The following is an 18,287-nucleotide window of genomic DNA, read 5'->3' on the forward strand; positions in this document are numbered from 1 at the left end:
GGCCGACGCGCCCACCACCCGGTTCAGCACCGCGTCGTCGGCCTTCTGCTGGAACCGCAGCGTGGTGTTGCGGCCCACGTTGAACGTGTCCCAGTTCAGAATCGCCCGCGACTGCGTTTGCTCGATGGTCACCAGTTGGCGCCCGCCCTCGGTGCCGGTGCGCGGCTTGTTGGCGCCTTCCCATTTGGCCTGCGCGCCCTCGGCGATCCACAGCCCGCCCTGCGTCAGTCCGTCCGGCACGGCGGCGCCGTTGGCCGCCGCGGCCGCGCGCGCCGCCGCCTGCGCCGCCTGCTGCGCGGCCACCGCCGCGGCGGTGCGATTCAGGTTGTCCAGCGAGCGCTGCAACTGCTGGCGCGACTGCGCCTGCTGGCGGGCGCTGTTGCCGATGCCGGCCAGGCTGCCGTCGGGCATGCGGCCGGTGCGCTGCGCGGTCGACTGCACCGCGCCCTTGTCCGCGAACCAGGCCGGGCTGAAGGCGCGCGCCTGCGCCTGCGCCGCGCCGCTCCAGCCGCCCGCCACCAGCAGCACCGCCAACGCCTGCGACACCTGTGTCGGACGCCAGCGCGGACGCCCGCGCCCCGCCTTACGCGCCCTCAATGCCCTACCGCCGCGTTGCGCCAACCGTGTCTGCATGATCGTCCTTCCTCATTCCTATCGGGGTGTCGCCACCTGGAACAAGACAGACGGATGGAAAAATGCCGACCGGAACCCTGTCATAAATAATTCATGCAGCTTCCCGGCCCGACATTGGTGGCAGCTCAGGACAGCAACACCACGCCTCCGGGCAATCGAGTCACCTCGGCGCCGTAGGCGTCACGAATCAACTGCTCGGCGTCCGCCACCTGCGCCAGCGCGAAGCGCGCCTGCACCCGGCGCCGGCCCAGCCGGCTGTTGAGCAGCACCAGGCGGCCGCGACGATAGCGGTTCAGTTCCTCCACCACGTCCGCCAGCGGCACCCGATCGAACACCAGCCAGCCGCGGCGCCAGGCCGTTACGGCCTCGGTATCCGCCGCCACCGGCGGCATCACCCGCTGGCCGTCGTAGCGCAGCTCCTGCCCGGCGGCCACGTCATACGCCCCCCGCGCGTGCGCCAGCCGCAAACTGCCGGACAGGCAGCACAAGCTGGCTTCGCCGTCGAGATAGCGCAGGTTGAACCGCGCCTCGCGCGCGGTGATGCGGCCGGCGCCGGCCACCACCTGTGTCGCCGGCGCCGCCGCTTCGCCACGCGCATTCAGCGGCCGGCCAACGCGGACTTCGGCCTCGCCCGCCTCCAGTTCGATCACCGCGCCGGCGTCGGGCGCCGAGCGCACGTTGATGCGCGTCTGAGTATTGAGCTCCAGTTCCAGCGCCTCGCCCAGCGCCACCCGCCGCTGCTCGCCGGTGGCGGTGCGGTAATCGGCGCCGAATTCTCCCAGGCCGGGCCACAGTCCCAGCGGAGGACGCCAGGCCAGATACGCGACCGACGCCGCCACCGCGCCCCCCAGGAAGGCGCGCCGGCCCGACGGCGACGGACGACGCGGCGCGGCCCATGCCTTCGCCTCTTCGCGCACCGCCGGTCCCAGCGCCTGCCACAGGCGCTTCTGTTCGGCGAACGCGGCCTCGTGGCGCGCGTCCTGGCGCAGCCAGGCGCGGAATGCCTGCGCATCGGCCTCGGTTGCGGCGCCCGAAGTCAGCATCAACAACCATTCGCGCGCATCGCGGTCATGCGCCGACGCCTCGCCCCTGCGCCTTCCTGGCAGCCCCGTCAGCGTCATGTTTCGCCTTCCTCGCCGGCGCGTCGCGCTGGCTCCTCCTGCGCTTGCAGCACCTTGCCGCAATGGACCAATGCGCGCTTGAGCTCCTTGGACACGATGCGTTCCGACACGCCATAGCGCCTGGCGATCTCCGCATGCGGCACGTCGTGCACCCGGGCAGCCAACAGCATCTGCTGGGTGCGCTCGGGCAACTGGCGCAAGGCGCGACGGAACGCGTCGATCTGGCTGCGGCCTTGCGCGATGCGTGCCGGATCGGCGGCTTCGTCCGTGCCGCCGATCAGCTCGCTGATCTCCACCCCCGTCAATAGACGTGAATCACGGCGGCGCTGGTCCTCGGCGATGTTCAGCGCCACCCGGAACAGATAGGCCGCCGGCTGCTGGATCGACGAACTCGCCGGCAGGTCGTTCACTTTCAGGAAGGCTTCCTGCATCGCGTCATGGGCCAGGTCATCGGACCCCAGTCGGCGCCTGAGCTGGCTGCGGAAATCGTTGTAGCGCTCCAGGAACAGCGCGCGCAGCGAGCCCGGCGACCTGTCATCCCGCATGGCCCGCCCCTCGCGGCGCGGCGCAGTCGTCAGCGCCACCGGCCCGCAGCAATATCGTCACCGGCTGCCGCATGCCGGCGGGCAATGGCCCGGCCGTCACCCCGCGCAGCGCGGTCTCCAGCCGGCGATTCAATGGCGCCGATCCCGTGTCCGATACCCAATCCACCCTGTCAACGCGCCAGGCCTTGTCGAACCAGAGCTTGACGAGGGCGCGATAGCGGCCCGGCTCGGCCCCCGAGCCCCTGCACAGCGCCTGTTTGAGCGCGCCTTGCAGCGCAGCCGCGTAGGGCGTGTCTCGCAACCGCGCCGCGCTGGCCGCGCGCACCGCCGGCGCCGTGTGCGGCGCGGCCACCAGCGTGAACGAATGCGTGCTGGCATAGCGGATCGCCAACGGCGCCCCCGCCAGCAGCCTGCGCAGGGCATCCCCGGGGGTATAGGTGCCTATCACCGCGGGCGCGTGTCGGCCGGCGGTCAAGGCGGTGTCGACCAGCACCGTGCGGCCGCTGGCCAGGCTGTACTCCGCCAGCGCCTGGTCCAGCGGCTGCGCGGCAATGGCGAATGCCATCTCGCGCGGCGGCGCCCCGGCGCTGCCCGCGCCGGCCAGCGCCCACATCCCCAACGCCAGGCAGGCGCGTCCCATCCAGCCCCCGCCCGGCGGACAGGCAAAGGTCATGGACGCCAACATGGAGGAAAAATGCCAGGCATTGCCGTTGTCGCGAGTGCCGGCGCACCCGCCTCGAAGGAAAGGCGCCATGCTAGGACGCGTGAATGACGCAATCGTGACACGCCACATGCACGCGGCGCCGGCCCGCCACGCAATCGTCACCTGCGCGCGATCATCTGTCCCTATACTGATGGCACGGTGGCCACTGGCCGCCGGGCCTTTTCCAAGGAGCCCGCATGCGCATCCCTTGCCCCTTTCCGCACCGCGCCGGTCTGCTGTTGCTGGCCGCGCAGGCGCTCGCGCCCCTGACGGCGGGCGCCCAGACCGCGCCCGCCGCGCAGGCCACGCCGGTGCCGCCGCCCGCGTCGACGGCCGGGCCCGCGCCCGGCGGCGCCTGCATCGAAACCGAGGTCAACGGCTACCGCGCCCTGTCGTATGGTTGCCTGAACCAGAAGATGGCGCCCGACGCGGCGCCCAGGCCGCCGCCCGCGCTGGGCTCCGAAGCCATCACGCAACGGCCGCCCAACCAGATGGGCCTTCCCACGCCCGCCACCATCGGCAACCGCATGGGCAACACCTTCGGCACCTCGGCCTATCCGCAGCGGCCAACGCCGTAGGGCGTCTTCAGCGCCGCGCGTTCAGGCCGTGCGGCTGATGAAATAGATCTTCTTGACGAAGGTATCGACTTCCCAGCGGCCGGTATAGCCCTCCGGCATCACGAAGGCCTCGCCCACGGTCAGTTCGTGCACGGTGCCATCCGGGTCGACCAGGCGCGCCGCGCCTTCGACGATGTAGCCGAATTCGATGTAGCCGGTGGTATTGGACTGGAAACTGCCGGCCGTGCTCTCCCACACGCCGGCCTCGGCGCGGCCGCCGTTGCCTTCGAACGCGGTCACGGTGCGGAACGCCGCGTCGCCCGAAAGGGGACGCTTGGGCTTGCCGGGCACCGGATTCTTCATGGGGCCGGCGTCGATGCGGACCAGCCGCGATTGATCATGCTTCACTGCGCTTTCCTTGGGGTTCAATGCGCCGCCACCACCAGCACCTCGGCCGCGCCGCGGCTGACCGTGCGCATGCGATGCGGCAGTTCGGAATCGAAATAGAGCGAATCGCCGGCATCCAGCCGGAACTCGCGTTCGCCGACCTGGACCTCGATGGCGCCCTTGAGCACCAGCAGGAATTCCTCGCCGGGGTGCGGAAACACCGCGGCCGCGTCGGGAAACTCGCGCGGCGGGTGCACGATGAAGGGTTCCATGGCCTTGACCTTACGGCGCCCGGCCAGCGATTCGTAATGGTATTCAGTGCCCAGGTCGCGCCGCTGCAGCGCTTCGCGATCGGCCACCCGCACCAGGCTGACGACCTCGTCCTGCGCCGCGCCATCGCCGCCCACCAATTGCGACACGCCCACGCCATAGGCTTCGGCCAGCCGCAGCACGGTGGAGATCGAAGGCTCGCTCAGGCCCCGCTCCAGCTTGGACAGATAGCTCTTGGTCAGGCCCGTGCGCTCGCCCAGCTGTTCCAGGGACAGGGATTGCTGGCGGCGCAGCGCGCGCAGGCGGTGAGGCAGGTCGATCATGGGCGGGAAAATGGCGGAGACGACCGGTAAGCATGCCCGAAACCCGTCCGGCCGTCGAGTCGGCCTCCCCTGCCCATCCGGGGCGCCATGACCGGCCCGCGCCCCGGGGCGGATCGCGCTACGCGCCCAGCACGTCCGGGTGCTGACGCAACGCCCGCCGCGCGTAGTACGAAAAACCCACCTGCGAGCGCTTGGGCGTCAGGATCCAGTCGTGCGCCTCGCGCCCCAGCGCCGGCGGAATCGGCTGGATCTTGCCGGCCGCCATCGCCAGCAACTGCATGCGCGCGGCGCGCTCGAACTGCAGCGCCAGCACGCAGGCCTCTTCCACCGTGCCCGCGGCCACCAGCATGCCGTGGTGCGACAGCAGGATGGCGCGCTTGTCGCCCAGCGCCGCCGAGATGATCTCGCCTTCCTCGTTGCCCACCGGCACGCCCGGCCAGTCCTTCAGGAACGCCACGTCGCCATACAGCGGGCAGTTGTCCATGTGCGAGACCTCCAGCGGCACCTCCAGCATCGACAGCGAGGCCGCGTGCAGCGGGTGCGTGTGGATGATGCAGTTGACGTCCGGCCGCGCCCGGTAGATCCAGGAATGGAAACGGTTGGCCGGGTTGGGCATGCCGCCGCCTTCCTGCACCCGCAGGTCCTCGTCCACCAGCAGCAGGTTGCCGGCCGTGATCTCGTCGAAGCCCAGGCCCAGCCGCTGGGTGTAGTAGCGGTTCGGTTCCGGCGCGCGCGCCGTGATCTGGCCGGCCAGGCCCGAATCGTGCCCGCCGTCGAACAGGATGCGGCAGGTCAGCGCCAGACGCTCGCGCAGCGTCCAGTCGGGCGTGTCGAACTGGCGCTGCATCTCGGCCTTGGCCCGCGCGATCAGTTCATCCTTGCCCAAATGCATCGTATCGGCCATCTTTGACTCCTTGCTATGCCGTTTCCAACAACGGCGTAAAACCCGGCAGCGCGCGCATGCGCGCCAGCCAGGCGTTGATGTGGGTAAAGGCGGACAGGTCGTAGCCGCCCTGCTCCGCCATGCTGGTGTAGGGATAGAGCGCGATGTCGGCAATGGTCGGCGCCTCGCCCACCAGGAAGTCGCGCCCGGCAAGATGCGCCTCCATCCAGGCCGCCGCGCGCATGCCGGCGCGGCGCCACTCCACCATCGCCGGGTCATCCACCCGCGCCGTGCCGCGCAGGTGGATCAACAGCCGCGGTTGCGCGAAGGCGTGCATGTGCTGGGTCTGCTCGAAACTCAGCCAGCTGGCCACCTGCGCCTGCGCCAGCCGCCCCTCGGGCAGCCACGGCGTGCCCCGGCCCAGATACCACAGGATCGCCTGCGACTCCGCCAGCCACACGCCTTCGGGCGTGCGCAGCGCGGGCACCTGGCGCCACGGATTGATGCGGCCGAAGGCCTCGGTCTCCAGGTCGCCCTGCACGATGTCGAACGTGCGGCGCGTCAGCGCCAGCCCCATGTAACCGCAGGCCAGCCGGATCTTCCAGGCATTGCCCGAACGCAGCGTATCGGCCAGTTCCAGCGGCTGTCCCGCCAAGGGATGCGTGGTCATCGTCAATCCATCCTGATATCGGCGCGCTTGACGATCTCGGCCCATTTCTTCTTTTCGGCCGCGATGAAACGCTGGTATTCGTCCGGCGCGCCGGTGTACAGCTGCGTGCCCTGCGCCGCCAGCCGCGTCTTCAATTCAGGCGAGGCCAGCGTCTGGCGCAGCGCCGCGTTGAGTTTCTCCAGCACCGCCGGCGGCGTGCCGGCCGGCGCGAAGAACGCATTCCACGAGCTGATCTGCAGCCCCGCGTCGCCAGCCTCGCCCGCGGCCGGCACCTGCGGCGCCGACGGCAGGCGCTGGTCCGCCGCCACCGCCAGCGCGCGCAGCTTGCCCGACGCCACGTGCGGCATGATCACCGGACTGGCATCCATCACCACGTCCACCTGCCCGCCGATGGCCGCGTTGACCGCTTCGCTGCCGCTCTTGAACGGCACGTGCACGATATCCACGCCCGCCGTCAGCTTCAGCAGTTCCAGCCCCAGGTGCGGCGAACTGGCCGTGCCCGCCGAACCGAAATTCAGCTTGGCCGGGTGCGCCTTGGCGTACGTCACGAAGTCGGCGAAGTTCGCCGCCGGCAGGTCGCCGCGCACCGCCAGCAGATAGGGCGAGCCGGACACCAGTCCGACCGGCGCGAACTTGTCGGCGTCGTAGCTGAGCTTGGCGTAGATCAGCGGATTCACCACCTGCGTGCCCACCGTGCCCATGAAGATCGTATACCCGTCGGCCGGCGCCGTCGCCGCCACCTGCGCCGCGATCACGCCGCCCGCGCCGGGCCGGTTCTCCACCACCACGCTCTGGCCGAGCGCATCGCCCATGCCCTTGCCCACCTGGCGCGCCACGATATCGGTGATGCCGCCGGCGCCGAACGGCACCACCAGCCGGATCGGATGATCCGGAAACGCGGCCTGCGCGCCGCTACCCGCCCCTGCGGCCACCGCCAGCGCGGCGGCCATGATCATGCGCTTCATAGGATTCCCCTTGTGTCCGCCGCTGGATCGCGGCTATGACACAAAGTGTCCTATAGAGCATTGATTTTCCGCAAGGGAAATGTGATTGGGGGAATCCCTGAGCGGCAGGAATAAAGTTCGCCTTTTTTGTTGAAGTTCGCCGCCTTGATGCAGGTGTCCGTGAATTCGAAGGACAACAATCCAGACGGCGAAAGGCGGCTAGCCTCCGCCCCATCAGCGCCAAGAAAGCGAAAAAATCGCCCTACCGCCGGCGATCTGTTGAGCAATGCCATTCGCCTTGGAAAGGGTTATATGGATCGCAAGACTAGGCCATGCTTAGCTGGCCCGGGACGCTCGGCCGAGAATGACTGTCATTCAACTGCTCGTGCCACCATACGCTCACGATGACCCTCGAATTGCGTGCCGAGCTAAACGTGTCCGCGTAGCTGTTGGCACGCGCGACCAGGCGAAAGACGATCCCCATGTCCTCGGCAATGCCCTCATCCAGGGCCCACAGGTTGTTGGATCGAACCCTCCACACTCCCCTCATCCCACCAGGAAGTCGGCAACGCGCCGGCTCTGGCCGCTGTCGCGCTGAACGTGCCCCATTGAGCGTTCAAGCGCGGCGCGATGAGCTGACTGGAGATACTCGCAATAGCTCGGTCGTGCACCGGAGAATATCAGCCGCCGGCTGCATGAAGGCGACCTTCTTCCGGTCGCTGCTCGACGTGCGATTCGGCCTCGTCAACTCGCACCTATGCAGTCGGTCCATACGTGTTGGCTCCGCTCCAGCATGTTAACGCGAGCGATGTTTGCTAAGGTAGTCCAATACGACAGCAACCACTGCCTCTGGTTGCTCTGGCAGCAACGCATGCGCGGCATTGGGAATCGTGACGTTGGTCACCCGATCGCCCAGACGATCGCTCAATACCCGCGCGAAGCGTTGCGGCGCGATCACGTCGTATTGCGCCTGCAAGTTCAGGATGGGTGCGACCCCGCCCGAAAAGAAATCGTCCACGGGCGTACGCTTTTGCGCGAGCGTCTGCATGGTCAATAGCCGCGTGTTCCATCCTGTCAGCCATACACTGGCGTCATTGCCCGGCGCAAAAAATACTTCTTGCAGGCTCCTGAGACGCACGTCCGTGGGAAGCGACGTGTCTCCACAACGTTCAATAACCGCCCGTGTTTCATGGCTGATCGGTAGTCCCTCAAAGCCCTCGGGCACCTTTCCAGCGGAACCTGCCAGCAGCAACAGCGCGCGCACCAAGTCCGGGCGGTCAGACGCCAGCGTTCTTGCAATCCAATTCCCATGCGCATGGCCCAGGATGAATGCTGGACCGGCGTTCTGGCTTTCCACGACCGCGGCGATATCCTCCGCCCAATCGTGCAAGGTTTTGTCTTCCAGCGGGCCCACACTGCGTCCATTTCCGCGCGGCTCCGGCCGCAGCACCCGGTATCCCGCGGCGGCCAAAGGCGTTGAAATCTCTTCCATATCCACCGCGCCTCGACCGAGCGAGGGCAGCATGACAAGCAAATCCCCCTGCCCTTGCGCATACACCTCGATACGAACGCCATTCCCACGTTCGACAAAGAATGCGCTTGTTGCGCAAACATCAGATTTATCTGCTTCGGCTTCTCGTTCCATGCGAGACTGTTGGACAACCGATTCCATTCGCGCTCCTGATTGCATTTAAGATTTTCACTTCTGAAAAGAACCCGCGCTTAGCACTCTAGGCGCTCGCCAAGCATCCATCCAATATTGAATTCAGCTAACAGTTATCGGAACTCTGACTAATGGACATTCGCCAGCTTCGTTACTTCGTTACCGTCGCGGAAGAACTGAATTTCAGCCGCGCGGCGACGAAGCTGCACATGTCGCAGCCGCCACTTTCCCAGCAGATCAAGGCGCTAGAAGAAGAGATGGGTGTAGTACTCTTCCTGCGCACGCGGCGCGAAGTGAAATTGACGGATGCAGGGAAGGTGTTCCTACGCGAAAGCCGATCGGTGCTTGCGCATCTGCAAGCTGCGGTCGACACCACGCTCAAAACGGCAAAAGGCGACATCGGGGAATTGCGGCTGGGTATGGCGACGTCGGCCGTGTTTCACGTGATGCCAAAGATACTGGGGCGGCTACAGGCCCGGTTTCCAAAAGTGAATGTGGCCGTCACCGATATGGGGTCCCGAGACCAGATTCGGGCGGTGCTTCAGGACAAGATCGATATCGGCATCATTCACGAACAGCCCCACATTGAAGAGCTGGCTGCGCTACCGATATTTACCGAGCCTTTCAGCTTGGCCATTCCTTCCGGCCACGCCTTCGCCGCACGCACGGACATACCGTTGGGCGAAATGCGCGATCAGGCATTCGTGGCGTTCTCGCGCGAGTATGCACCCGCGCTCTTCGACAGCTTCATCGCCGCTTGCGCCGAGGCGGGCTTCAGCCCCACGATCGCGCATACGGCGCGGCACGCGCTGACGATTTTCCAAATGGTCAGCCTGGGGCTGGGCATCGCGTTTGTGCCCAGTTCATTCGCGCAGAGCGCCGTACCTGGCGTGGTCTACCGCAAGCTTGACCAGGTGCAGCAACGCGTCCGCATCTGCGCCATCTGGAACCCCAAGAACCCCTCGGACGTTGTCGCCAACGTGGTCCGCGGCATTCTTGAGCCCCCTATTTCCTGAGCGTCCCTAGGCACAGTGGCGAGCGGGCGGCGCCGGCTCGGCCATGTCGTGAACGGTTGTGTTGGCCAACAGTTCACGGATTGGCGTTTCGGCCAGCGTCTTGAACGATTCACGCAATCTCGCCGCACCGTTCGAGCCCAACAGCGGTGTCAAAAGGGTAGCGGCCTTGGCCTCTATCGCCTCGCCACGCGAGGCGTTGGCCGCTGACCCCGACGGGTTCAACACCGTGTACCGCTTCCACTCGCCATCCAGACACTGCACTTCGACCCAACCGCAAAAATTGCGCGGGTAAAGCGCGTCCAGGTCTTTGTCGTGGATCAGCTCCAGCTGCCCAGCGAGCCTGATGACATCCTCCGACTGCATCCTGTCCGCCTCGAATTGCTCGGGCAGCGCCGCGCCGTCCAGCAGCGCCACCGCCACACTGTATCGGCCGCTCATCTGTGCATTCAGCGCACTGCCGGGCAAATAGTCGTAACCGCACTGCACCCGAACCACCTCGGGCATGCCCACGCGCACGCGGCCGCCCGGCGCCCAGTGGGGCCGAAGCGCGATCGCGGCGTCCACATGCGCATGCACGCTGCCGCAGCACGCATAAGGCTTGAAATTTGTCTCTGGAGCGTGCCAATGCGTGCCAAGGCGATCAGTCAGCGCGGATTCGTCCGGATCTTCCGAGAATGCGCGCAGCCATCCTCCGTCTTCCGCCTCGAACAGCTGGGTAGGACCGGTCAAGCCCAGGCTCGCCAGTTCCGCCGCCATCACGCCGGCATGCGCAGCGCGCCCCGGGTGAAAGCGTTTTGAAGACGCTCCGTCTGCCGTAAACGCAAACAGTCCGCCCGACTGCGTTCCCGCCAGCCCCAAGGCCCAGCTGGTACGCTCGGCATCCAGCCCCAGCATTACAGAAGCCGCCGCCGCAGCGCCCAACGGACCGCACACGGCGGTCAAGTGCCAACCGTGCAGCCGCGCCAGCGCGGGCTTAAGCGCCAGGGAACTTCGGATGATGATCTCGTAGCCCGCGGCCAGTGCGGTCTCGACACGTTCGGGCGTGGCGTCGTGGCTTTCAGCCAGTGCAAACACCGTTGGCACAACCACTGCACCCAGATGTACCTTGGCGTTGTGGAAGTCATCCAACTCAAAGGCATGGGCGGCCGCGCCGTTCACCATGGCGGCGTCGGCCGCTCGCAGTCGTCCTGTGGACTCTCCCCAAATCCGCGCCCCCCCCTGCAAGCCGGAACCCGGCGCCAGCGCCCAAGACCGGATGGCCTGGGTCCACGGCTGCGCGCCTCCTACCATTGCGCACGCGAACGTATCCATGGCCAGCAGACGCAAGGCGCGCCGCACGCCCTCTGGCACGTCATCGCGCCGCAGACCTGAAATCCATTGCGCAAGCGCCTTCGTGGTGGTCGTCATCACTGCTTCTCCTTAAAACGCCACGCGAATGTTCGCATCCGAGACAATGCCTTTCACCTTCTCGATATCTTTGCGAATCACCTCTGCGAAGGCCGCCGGCGTCGACGGGACGGTGACAAACGACAGTTCCCGGAATCTGGCTTGCAAGGCGGTATTGGTTTTCACCGTCTCGACTTCCTGCGCCAAGCGCTGCACGACCGGCTCGGGCATCCCTGCCGGCCCCCACACGCCGTACCACGACAGCAGTTCGAAACCCGGCAGACCGCTCTCTGCGACGGTGGGTACATCTGGCATTTGCGGCAGACGCTCAGCGCTGGTTACCGCCAGCGGCCGCAACTTGCCGGATTTGACGTGGGGATAGACGCCGGGCATGGGCGACACGGCGGCGGACACGTGGCCGCCCATCACATCCGTGAGCTGCGGCGCCGCGCCTTTGTAGGAGATGATGTCCATGTCCAGCTTCAGTCCATGCTTGATGAGTTCTTCAGCCAGATGGCCCGACGTGCCATAGCCGGACGTCGCCCAGGTGTATTTGTTCTTCCCGCCTTTGACCAGCGACGTGAATTCACGCAAGTCCTTGGCGGGTATGCCGGGATGCGTCACCACCAGCAAGGGCACGTATCCGACCTGCGCGATGGCGGTGAAGTCCTTCTCTGCGTCATAGGTGGCGCGTCCCATCACCAAGGGCATTTCCACCTGGCTCGACGCGTTGAACAGCAAGGTGTAGCCATCGGGTGCAGCGCGCGCAACGTATTCAGCGCCGATCAATCCCGAAGCGCCAGCGCGGTTCTCGACGATGATGCTCTGGCCCAGCCTGGCCTGCAATTGTTCGGCCGTCAGACGCGCCATCGTATCGATGGATCCGCCTGGGGTATACGGCACCACCAGGGTGATCGCCTTCTGTTTCGGGTACGTCGTATCGGCCCATGCGGTGGCGGGGAGGGCTGCCGCGCCAGAGGCGATCAGTGCCGCCAAGGGCAGGCTTGCGCGCAGCAGCGCGCGACGTTGATTGGACTTCATGTTGTCTCCAGCCAGGGATGTAGAGTTCATCCGCAGCGCACACCGCGCTCTCACGGTTGCGGGTGCCGACTGCGAATGGCGCGGACGGTCTGTCGCGTCCTTGCAAGCACTCTATCTTTGCGGCTTCAACACAGTCCAATATCGATTTCGACCAACAGTTATATGTCTGACTACGCCATGTTGTGCAGGTCAGCGCGCTGATCGATGCGCCAAAGATCCGCCAGCTTTTCCTTGGCCGCAGCGGCGCCCAGGCATGGGGTCGCGAGCTCGATGAACTTTGACTCAAGCTCGGCGTCGCTGAGCGGATCCTCCGGGTCGCCCTTTCGATTCGCCTGGACGTGAGTCCGCCGCTCCCCGGACATGAATTCAATCTCGATCCGAGCGGAACGATTCGCCGGGAACGCGGCGTCGATATCGGGATCCGCATGCACGTCGATACGGTCGATCAGCGCGCCGAGCACAGGGTCGTGGACACGTTCATCGTCATAGGCGTTCAAGCGGACGCTGCCGTGAAGCAAGGCGTGCGCCACGACGTAGCGCAGGCTGAAGCGTGCCTCGTTGGAGCTCGCGGGCTTGCCATGGCAAGCGATGTCCAACGCGGGACGATAGGTGTGGACATGGATTCGGCTGGCGTCCCGGATGTTGAAATCCTCGCCCGCGCGCAGTGCGAGCGCGGCATCGATGGCCGCGAATGTATGGCCGCAACCCACATGATTCTTGAACGTCAGCCGAGTAATGTGAAAGTCCTTGCCCAAGGTGTCACCCACGCAATCCCAGGAGGGGCCATCGCTCATGGCTTGGCCCAGCCCCCCTTTTCCGTCCAGCATGTCCCAAGCCCCCGTCAGCCCCCGCCATGCGGCCTTCGAGGCGAGCACGCCGGCTTCTGCCGCCCGCGCAGCATGCAGGGGTTTTGACATGGAGTCGGTGCGAAAGGCTTGCTGCAAACCCGCCGAAAAGGTGGCGGCGGTGCCAAGGGCATGGGCAAACTGCGCTTGGGTCAGACCGTACGCGGAACCGGCCGCAGCGGCCGCGCCGAACGCGCCCACTGTCCCGGTGCTATGCCAGTACTGATAATGCGCGCGGCCCAGCACCACGCCGATACGGGTGGACACTTCATAACCTGTCACGATGGCCTTCAAAAGCCGCTCCCCGCTCAGACCCTGTTCCTGGCAGGCCGCGAGCGCCGCAGCGATGGTTGCGGCCCCGGGGTGATACATCGCGTCCCGATAGCTGTCGTCCAGTTCCGCGGCATGCGCGGCCGCCCCATTGACGAGGGCCGCCGAGCGCGCCGTCGCCTGCCCCCCCGCCACCAAATCGGCCACGTCGCAGGCGGGTTCGTCTAGCAGCAACGAACGCAATATTCCCACGGCAGGATCAGACGCACCGGGGTAGGCTGCGGCATACCAATCGATCAGGGCGCGCTTGGCGTGCCGGCTGACCTCTGTGGGCAGAGGCTCCTGTTGAATCTTGTCGGCAAATGCGCTCAGAACTTCTATGGCATGCATGCGGCAGCTTCCACGTGACATTCGATTTTCTCAAAGGTGTCTGGCCATCTGGCCAGCCCTGCCGAGTCTAGGGCCGCCAGCGAGGCCGCCGCAACGAGGAAATTCCATCTAATGAAATTAGGTACCAGACGATGCGAAAGGCGCGGGAGACAGGCGCTAGCGCTTGCCGCCCAACAGACTCAAAACGTGGGGCAGGAGCGGCAAGGTATTGGCCGGATTCCATACCGCCGAGTATTCCGCTTCGACCACGAGGCCATCGATGTCCTTGAACACCACGCCCGGGACGCCTGCGCGGGCGAATGACCGTGGCACAAGCGACACGCCTCGCCCCATCGCCACCAGGCTCACCACGGACACGAGGTGCTTGGCGTAATGCATGATCCTGGGGCTGAACCCAGCCTCCATGCAAGCGGCGATTGTCAGGTCATGAAAGCTTGGCCCGCTGTGCCGGGGAATGGCGACGAAGGCATCTTCGGCCAACTCTTGCAGCTTGACGCGCCTGCGTCGCGCCAACCGGTGCCCTTCGTCAAGCGCGATCACCAGCCCGACGCGTCCCACGGGTATCGACCTCATGTCGCCCACGCCCTGAGAAACCTGGGCAAAACCGATGTCGATGCGGTCCTGCTCCAGCGCCTGAAGCTGCTCCCACGACCCCATTTCTTCCCACACGCTTTCCAGACCCGGAAGATCGAGTTCCAAACCCAGCACCACTTCCCTGATGTCCATGAACAAGACCGCCGCCACAAAGCCAATGCGCAGGCGCCCGGCATCGCCACGTTCGGCACGCTGCACCGTGCGGATGGAAAGCTCGGTCTGCGCCAACAATCTGCGGGCTTCCTGGACCAGCGCCGTGCCGGCCACCGTCAGCTTGACGCTGCGTTTGTTGCGGTCAAAAAGCGTGACGCCCAGCCGCTCTTCCAACTGCTGGATCGCCTTGGTCAACGGCGGCTGGGAAATGAACAGGCGCGCGGCGGCGCGCCCGTAGTGGAGCTCTTCAGCAAGCGCAAGAAACATGCGCATCGACTTCACATCCATAGCGCGCGGCGTCAGAAATAGAAAAGTTTGGAGGAGACCGCCAAATTCAGTAATTCCGAAGAAGAATTACTGACATCCGAAAAACATATTGGACGGCTATTACACAGAATAAGCAGAATCGCCCACTAGAACAAGATTCATATCGGAGACTTTCATGCGCAGCCCCTATTCTCGATGGTTTGCAGCAATTGGCACTTGCGTGCTGGCCGCGGTTAGCGGGGGGGCGAAAGCCGACTATCCCGAACGCCCCATCCGCCTGATCGTGACGTTCGTCCCCGGCGGTGGCGCCGACCTGTTGGCGCGATACCTGGGCCAGGCCTTGACGACCGATCTGAAGCAGACGGTGGTAGTAGAGAATCGGCCTGGCGCCGGTGGCATGATCGGCGTGGAGACGGGCCGCAACGCGCCCGCGGACGGCTACACACTGACCCTGATTTCCTCGAGCTACACGGTAAACCCCAGCCTGTACCGGATGACGTTCGACCCGGTCGCGGACATTACGCCCATCGTGCAGGTATCGCGCGGCCCCTTGCTGGTAGTAGCCAGCCCCGGCTTCGCCCCCAATACCGTGCCCGAACTGATCGACTACGCCAAGAAGCATCCAGGCGCCATCAACTATGCGTCTTCGGGCCAAGGCAGCGTCATCCATCTGGCCAATGAAATGTTCAACCGCAAGGCGGGTGTCGAGATGACGCACATCCCTTACAAGGGCGGCGGCAACGCACAGAATGATCTGATGGCCGGCCAGGTGCAACTCTATTTCGCGGCTACCGCCAGCGCGCTGCCACATGTTGCCTCCGGCAAGATGAAGGCGCTGGCCGTCACCACCGCAACCCGCATCGCCGCATTACCCAATGTGCCGACAATCGCCGAATCCGGTCTGCCTGGCTACGACGCCACGCTCTGGTACGGCTTGATCGGCCCCAAGGACCTGCCCGCCGCCATCGTTGAGAAGCTCAACGCCGCCGTCAATCGCGCATTGCTGGCCCCGGAAGCCCGCGAGAAATTGTTGGCCGATGGCGCCGAACCGGCAGGCGGCACGCCCGCCGAATTCACCGCCACGATCCGCAACGAGATTTCCCAATGGGGCAAGGTGGTTCAGGACCTGGGCATCAAGCCCGAATAATTCAGGAGTAAGCATGGCACGCGTCAGCCCGCCGCAGGTTCGGGACATGTCCCCCGAACAGAAGCGTATTTACGACCTCATCGCCTCCGGCCCGCGCGGCCGCGTGCGCGGCCCGCTGGCGGTATGGCTGCACCGGCCATCCATGGCAGAACCCGCGCAGGCGCTGGGCCAGTTCTGCCGCTACGACAGCTCCCTCTCTCCCCGATTGTCCGAACTCGGAATTCTCGTGCTCGCACGCTGGTGGGGCTCGGAATTCGAATGGTGGGCGCATAAGGCAATCGCGCTGAAGGCGGGCGTGTCAGAGGCGGTGATCGACGCGTTGCGTGATGGCAAGCCCATCCCGTTTGCAGAAGCCGATGAAGCTTTGATCCACGAGTTCCTGACGCAGCTGTACGAGAAACGCCGCGTGTCTGACGACGTCTACGCACGCGCCGAAGCCATGTTTGGCCAGCACGGCGTCATCGACCTGGTGGCGCTGGCCGGTTACTACACCCTGATTTCGATGACGCTGAACGTTTTTCAGATAGACCCGCCCGAGGGCGAGCCACACGAGCTGAAAGCCGCAGACAGCGTCACTCCTTAAACACGGCATGTCATCAACAGATAGAGCGAGGACCATGAGCAAGAGGCTGGAAGGAAAAGTTGCGATCGTCACCGGCGCGGGCTGCGTCGGCCCCGGTTGGGGAAATGGACGCGCCGTGGCGGTGCGCTTCGCGCAGGAAGGCGCCAAGGTTTTCGCGGTGGACAAAAGCGCGGACGCCATGGCGGAAACGCTGCTGCGAGCCAAGGATGCGGGCGGAGACATCACCGCCTGGACGGGTGACGCGACGGTCAGCGCCGACGTCCACGCCATGGTGCAGGCTTGCGTCGAACGCTATGGGCGCGTCGACATCCTGGTCAACAACGTCGGCGGGTCGCGCCGCGGCGGGCCGGTGGACTTGTCCGAAGCCGACTGGGATGCGCAGATGGACTTCAATCTGAAGAGCGTATTCCTGGCCTGCAAACACGTTATCCCCATCATGCAAGGCCAAGGCGGCGGGGCCATCGTGAACACCGCGTCCACATCCGGCATCCGCTGGACCGGAGCGGCGCAGGTTGGTTACGCATCAGCCAAAGCCGGCATCATCCAGCTGTCTCGCGTCGTCGCCGTGGAATACGCCAAGCACAATATCCGCGTGAATACGGTGGTTCCGGGACAGATGCACACCCCCATGGTCGAAGCGCGGCTGGCCGGACAGCGCGCAGGCGGCAACGTGGATGCCCTGCTGGCTGAGCGCCAGGCCCGCATTCCCCTGGGCTTCATGGGAGATGGCACAGACACCGCAAATGCGGCGCTGTTCCTTGCCTCCGACGAAGCCCGGTTCGTTACCGGAACCGAGATCATCGTCGACGGCGGCATGAGCGTGCGCTGCGACTGACATCGCCCATTGAATAGAGAGAGGCGCACCAAGCGCCTCCCAGGAGACATCATGCATGATTCGACGCAGTTCTTCTCGTTCCAGCGCAGGCGCATCTTGCACACTCTAGCAGGTGCGGCGCTGTTGGCATGTGGCGGCGCACCCGCGCTGGCTGGCGCCTATCCCGAAAAGCCGATCCGGCTGATCGTCGCGTTCTCGCCGGGTGGGCCGACGGACGTGCTGGCGCGGCTGGTCGCCAAGCGCCTGGGCGATGGCCTGGGCCAGCAGGTCGTGGTAGAAAACAAGCCCGGCGCGGGCGGCAACATCGCCGCCGAAATGGTCGCGAACGCGCCCGCCGATGGCTACATGTTGCTCTACAACAGTTCGTCCATTGCGATATCGCCGGCATTGTTCGCCAACGACAAGCTCGACCCGGGGAAGATCTTCACCCCCGTCGCCTCGGTAGCGAACGTACCCTTGGTGTTGATCGTCAACCCCGAAGTCTCCGCCAATACGGCTGTGGAATTCGTCAAGCTACTCAAGGAAAAGCCTGGCAAGCTGAACATGGGTTCCTCCGGCAACGGCACCATCGATCATTTGACCAGCATTCTTTTCGCCCGCCAGACCGCAACCGACTTCGCGCATGTGCCCTACAAGGGCAATGCCGCGGCGCTTCCTGACCTGCTTTCCGGCCGCATTGAATTCATGATGTCCGGCAGCCTGAACGCGTTCCTGCCCTACGTGAAGGAAGGCAAGTTGAAGGCGCTGGCCGTCACGACGGCAAAACGCGTGTCGGCACTGCCGGAGGTTCCCACCCTGGCCGAGACTGTCGCCCCCGGCTTCGATTCCGGCACCTGGCAAGGCATTGTTGGTCCAGCCGGCATGCCCGCCGATGCGACTGCGCGCCTGAACCAGGCTGTCAACGATGCCGTCAACGACCCCTCGCTCAAGGCCAGCCTGGACGCGCAGGGCGCCGAAGCCACGCCCGGCACGCCCGCGCGGTATGGCGACTTGATCACGTCTGAATACCGGCGCTGGAGCGCCATCATCAAAGAAACCGGCGCCACCTCAAACTGAATCGA

At 65.4% G+C, this 18,287-nt stretch carries 20 protein-coding genes; 6 read left to right on the forward strand and 14 right to left on the reverse strand.

Annotated elements, in window-relative coordinates; genetic code table 11:
- The 4 genes from DK459_RS21760 to DK459_RS21775 form a co-directional block, all read right to left on the reverse strand.
- A partial coding sequence (locus DK459_RS21760) for a filamentous hemagglutinin N-terminal domain-containing protein (protein ID WP_146221924.1) occupies positions 1-633 on the reverse strand: 633 nt, incomplete at its 3' end.
- Between the two features lie 125 nt (positions 634-758).
- Positions 759-1,754 carry a FecR domain-containing protein gene (locus DK459_RS21765; RefSeq protein ID WP_024069665.1) on the reverse strand — a complete coding sequence of 332 codons (996 nt, stop codon included), beginning with the start codon at positions 1,752-1,754 and terminating at the stop codon, positions 759-761.
- Positions 1,751-2,299 carry an RNA polymerase sigma factor gene (locus DK459_RS21770; protein ID WP_110135253.1) on the reverse strand — a complete coding sequence of 183 codons (549 nt, stop codon included), beginning with the start codon at positions 2,297-2,299 and terminating at the stop codon, positions 1,751-1,753. Before DK459_RS21770 ends, DK459_RS21765 begins: the two co-directional genes overlap by 4 nt.
- Complete coding sequence (locus DK459_RS21775) at positions 2,289-2,972, reverse strand: STN domain-containing protein (protein ID WP_230848831.1); 684 nt, start codon at positions 2,970-2,972, stop codon at positions 2,289-2,291. The genes DK459_RS21770 and DK459_RS21775 overlap by 11 nt, the downstream gene beginning before the upstream one ends.
- A gap of 227 nt (positions 2,973-3,199) precedes the next feature.
- Here DK459_RS21775 and DK459_RS21780 point away from each other — a divergent pair, with 227 nt between their 5' ends.
- Entirely contained in the window at positions 3,200-3,580 is a 381-nt protein-coding gene (locus DK459_RS21780; RefSeq protein WP_104413157.1) for a hypothetical protein, read from the forward strand.
- Positions 3,581-3,601: 21 nt separating this feature from the next.
- On the opposite strand, the gene DK459_RS21785 is transcribed toward DK459_RS21780, so the two are convergent.
- From DK459_RS21785 to DK459_RS21810, 6 genes are all read right to left on the reverse strand, one after another.
- Positions 3,602-3,967, reverse strand: coding sequence for a cupin domain-containing protein (locus DK459_RS21785; protein ID WP_006384946.1), 366 nt, complete (start codon positions 3,965-3,967; stop codon positions 3,602-3,604).
- Between the two features lie 17 nt (positions 3,968-3,984).
- A complete protein-coding gene (locus tag DK459_RS21790) occupies positions 3,985-4,539 on the reverse strand; it encodes a helix-turn-helix domain-containing protein (protein WP_020928619.1) in 555 nt (184 codons plus the stop codon).
- A 118-nt stretch (positions 4,540-4,657) separates the two neighbouring features.
- A complete protein-coding gene (locus DK459_RS21795; protein WP_049054287.1) occupies positions 4,658-5,443 on the reverse strand; it encodes an aldolase in 786 nt (261 codons plus the stop codon).
- A gap of 13 nt (positions 5,444-5,456) precedes the next feature.
- Positions 5,457-6,092 (reverse strand): glutathione S-transferase family protein, encoded by a 636-nt coding sequence (locus DK459_RS21800; protein ID WP_049054286.1) that lies wholly within the window; start codon positions 6,090-6,092, stop codon positions 5,457-5,459.
- A gap of 2 nt (positions 6,093-6,094) precedes the next feature.
- The gene (locus DK459_RS21805) at positions 6,095-7,057 is read right to left on the reverse strand and encodes a tripartite tricarboxylate transporter substrate binding protein (RefSeq protein WP_024069670.1); all 963 of its coding nucleotides are present in this window, start codon (positions 7,055-7,057) and stop codon (positions 6,095-6,097) included.
- A 775-nt stretch (positions 7,058-7,832) separates the two neighbouring features.
- Positions 7,833-8,708, reverse strand: a complete 876-nt coding sequence (locus DK459_RS21810; RefSeq protein WP_223821449.1) for an alpha/beta fold hydrolase — start codon at positions 8,706-8,708, stop codon at positions 7,833-7,835.
- A gap of 122 nt (positions 8,709-8,830) precedes the next feature.
- On the opposite strand from DK459_RS21810, the gene DK459_RS21815 reads away from it, so the two are divergent.
- Positions 8,831-9,715, forward strand: a complete 885-nt coding sequence (locus tag DK459_RS21815; protein WP_110135057.1) for a LysR family transcriptional regulator — start codon at positions 8,831-8,833, stop codon at positions 9,713-9,715.
- 6 nt (positions 9,716-9,721) lie between these two features.
- Here the strand turns inward: DK459_RS21815 and DK459_RS21820 are convergent, their stop codons facing one another.
- The 4 genes from DK459_RS21820 to DK459_RS21835 all read right to left on the reverse strand — a co-directional run bounded on the left by DK459_RS21820 (position 9,722) and on the right by DK459_RS21835 (position 14,682).
- Positions 9,722-11,122 (reverse strand): MmgE/PrpD family protein, encoded by a 1,401-nt coding sequence (locus DK459_RS21820; protein ID WP_110135058.1) that lies wholly within the window; start codon positions 11,120-11,122, stop codon positions 9,722-9,724.
- Positions 11,123-11,134: 12 nt separating this feature from the next.
- Positions 11,135-12,142, reverse strand: coding sequence for a tripartite tricarboxylate transporter substrate binding protein (locus DK459_RS21825; protein WP_053074739.1), 1,008 nt, complete (start codon positions 12,140-12,142; stop codon positions 11,135-11,137).
- Positions 12,143-12,312: 170 nt separating this feature from the next.
- Positions 12,313-13,647: an MmgE/PrpD family protein gene (locus tag DK459_RS21830; RefSeq protein ID WP_110135059.1), complete on the reverse strand. Its 1,335-nt coding sequence runs from the start codon at positions 13,645-13,647 to the stop codon at positions 12,313-12,315.
- Positions 13,648-13,803: 156 nt separating this feature from the next.
- Entirely contained in the window at positions 13,804-14,682 is an 879-nt protein-coding gene (locus tag DK459_RS21835) for a LysR substrate-binding domain-containing protein (RefSeq protein ID WP_110135060.1), read from the reverse strand.
- Positions 14,683-14,836: 154 nt separating this feature from the next.
- Here DK459_RS21835 and DK459_RS21840 point away from each other — a divergent pair, with 154 nt between their 5' ends.
- Genes DK459_RS21840 through DK459_RS21855 form a run of 4 tightly spaced genes read left to right on the forward strand, consistent with a single transcriptional unit; the run spans position 14,837 to position 18,282 of the window.
- Positions 14,837-15,808, forward strand: a complete 972-nt coding sequence (locus tag DK459_RS21840) for a tripartite tricarboxylate transporter substrate binding protein (protein WP_026382807.1) — start codon at positions 14,837-14,839, stop codon at positions 15,806-15,808.
- A gap of 13 nt (positions 15,809-15,821) precedes the next feature.
- Positions 15,822-16,391, forward strand: a complete 570-nt coding sequence (locus tag DK459_RS21845; RefSeq protein WP_110135061.1) for a carboxymuconolactone decarboxylase family protein — start codon at positions 15,822-15,824, stop codon at positions 16,389-16,391.
- 34 nt (positions 16,392-16,425) lie between these two features.
- A complete protein-coding gene (locus tag DK459_RS21850) occupies positions 16,426-17,226 on the forward strand; it encodes an SDR family NAD(P)-dependent oxidoreductase (RefSeq protein ID WP_026382809.1) in 801 nt (266 codons plus the stop codon).
- Positions 17,227-17,277: 51 nt separating this feature from the next.
- Entirely contained in the window at positions 17,278-18,282 is a 1,005-nt protein-coding gene (locus DK459_RS21855; protein WP_110135062.1) for a tripartite tricarboxylate transporter substrate binding protein, read from the forward strand.
- Positions 18,283-18,287 lie beyond the last annotated feature (5 nt).

The sequence above is a fragment of the Achromobacter sp. RW408 genome, from assembly GCF_003184165.1.
Classification (GTDB): domain Bacteria; phylum Pseudomonadota; class Gammaproteobacteria; order Burkholderiales; family Burkholderiaceae_B; genus Achromobacter; species Achromobacter xylosoxidans.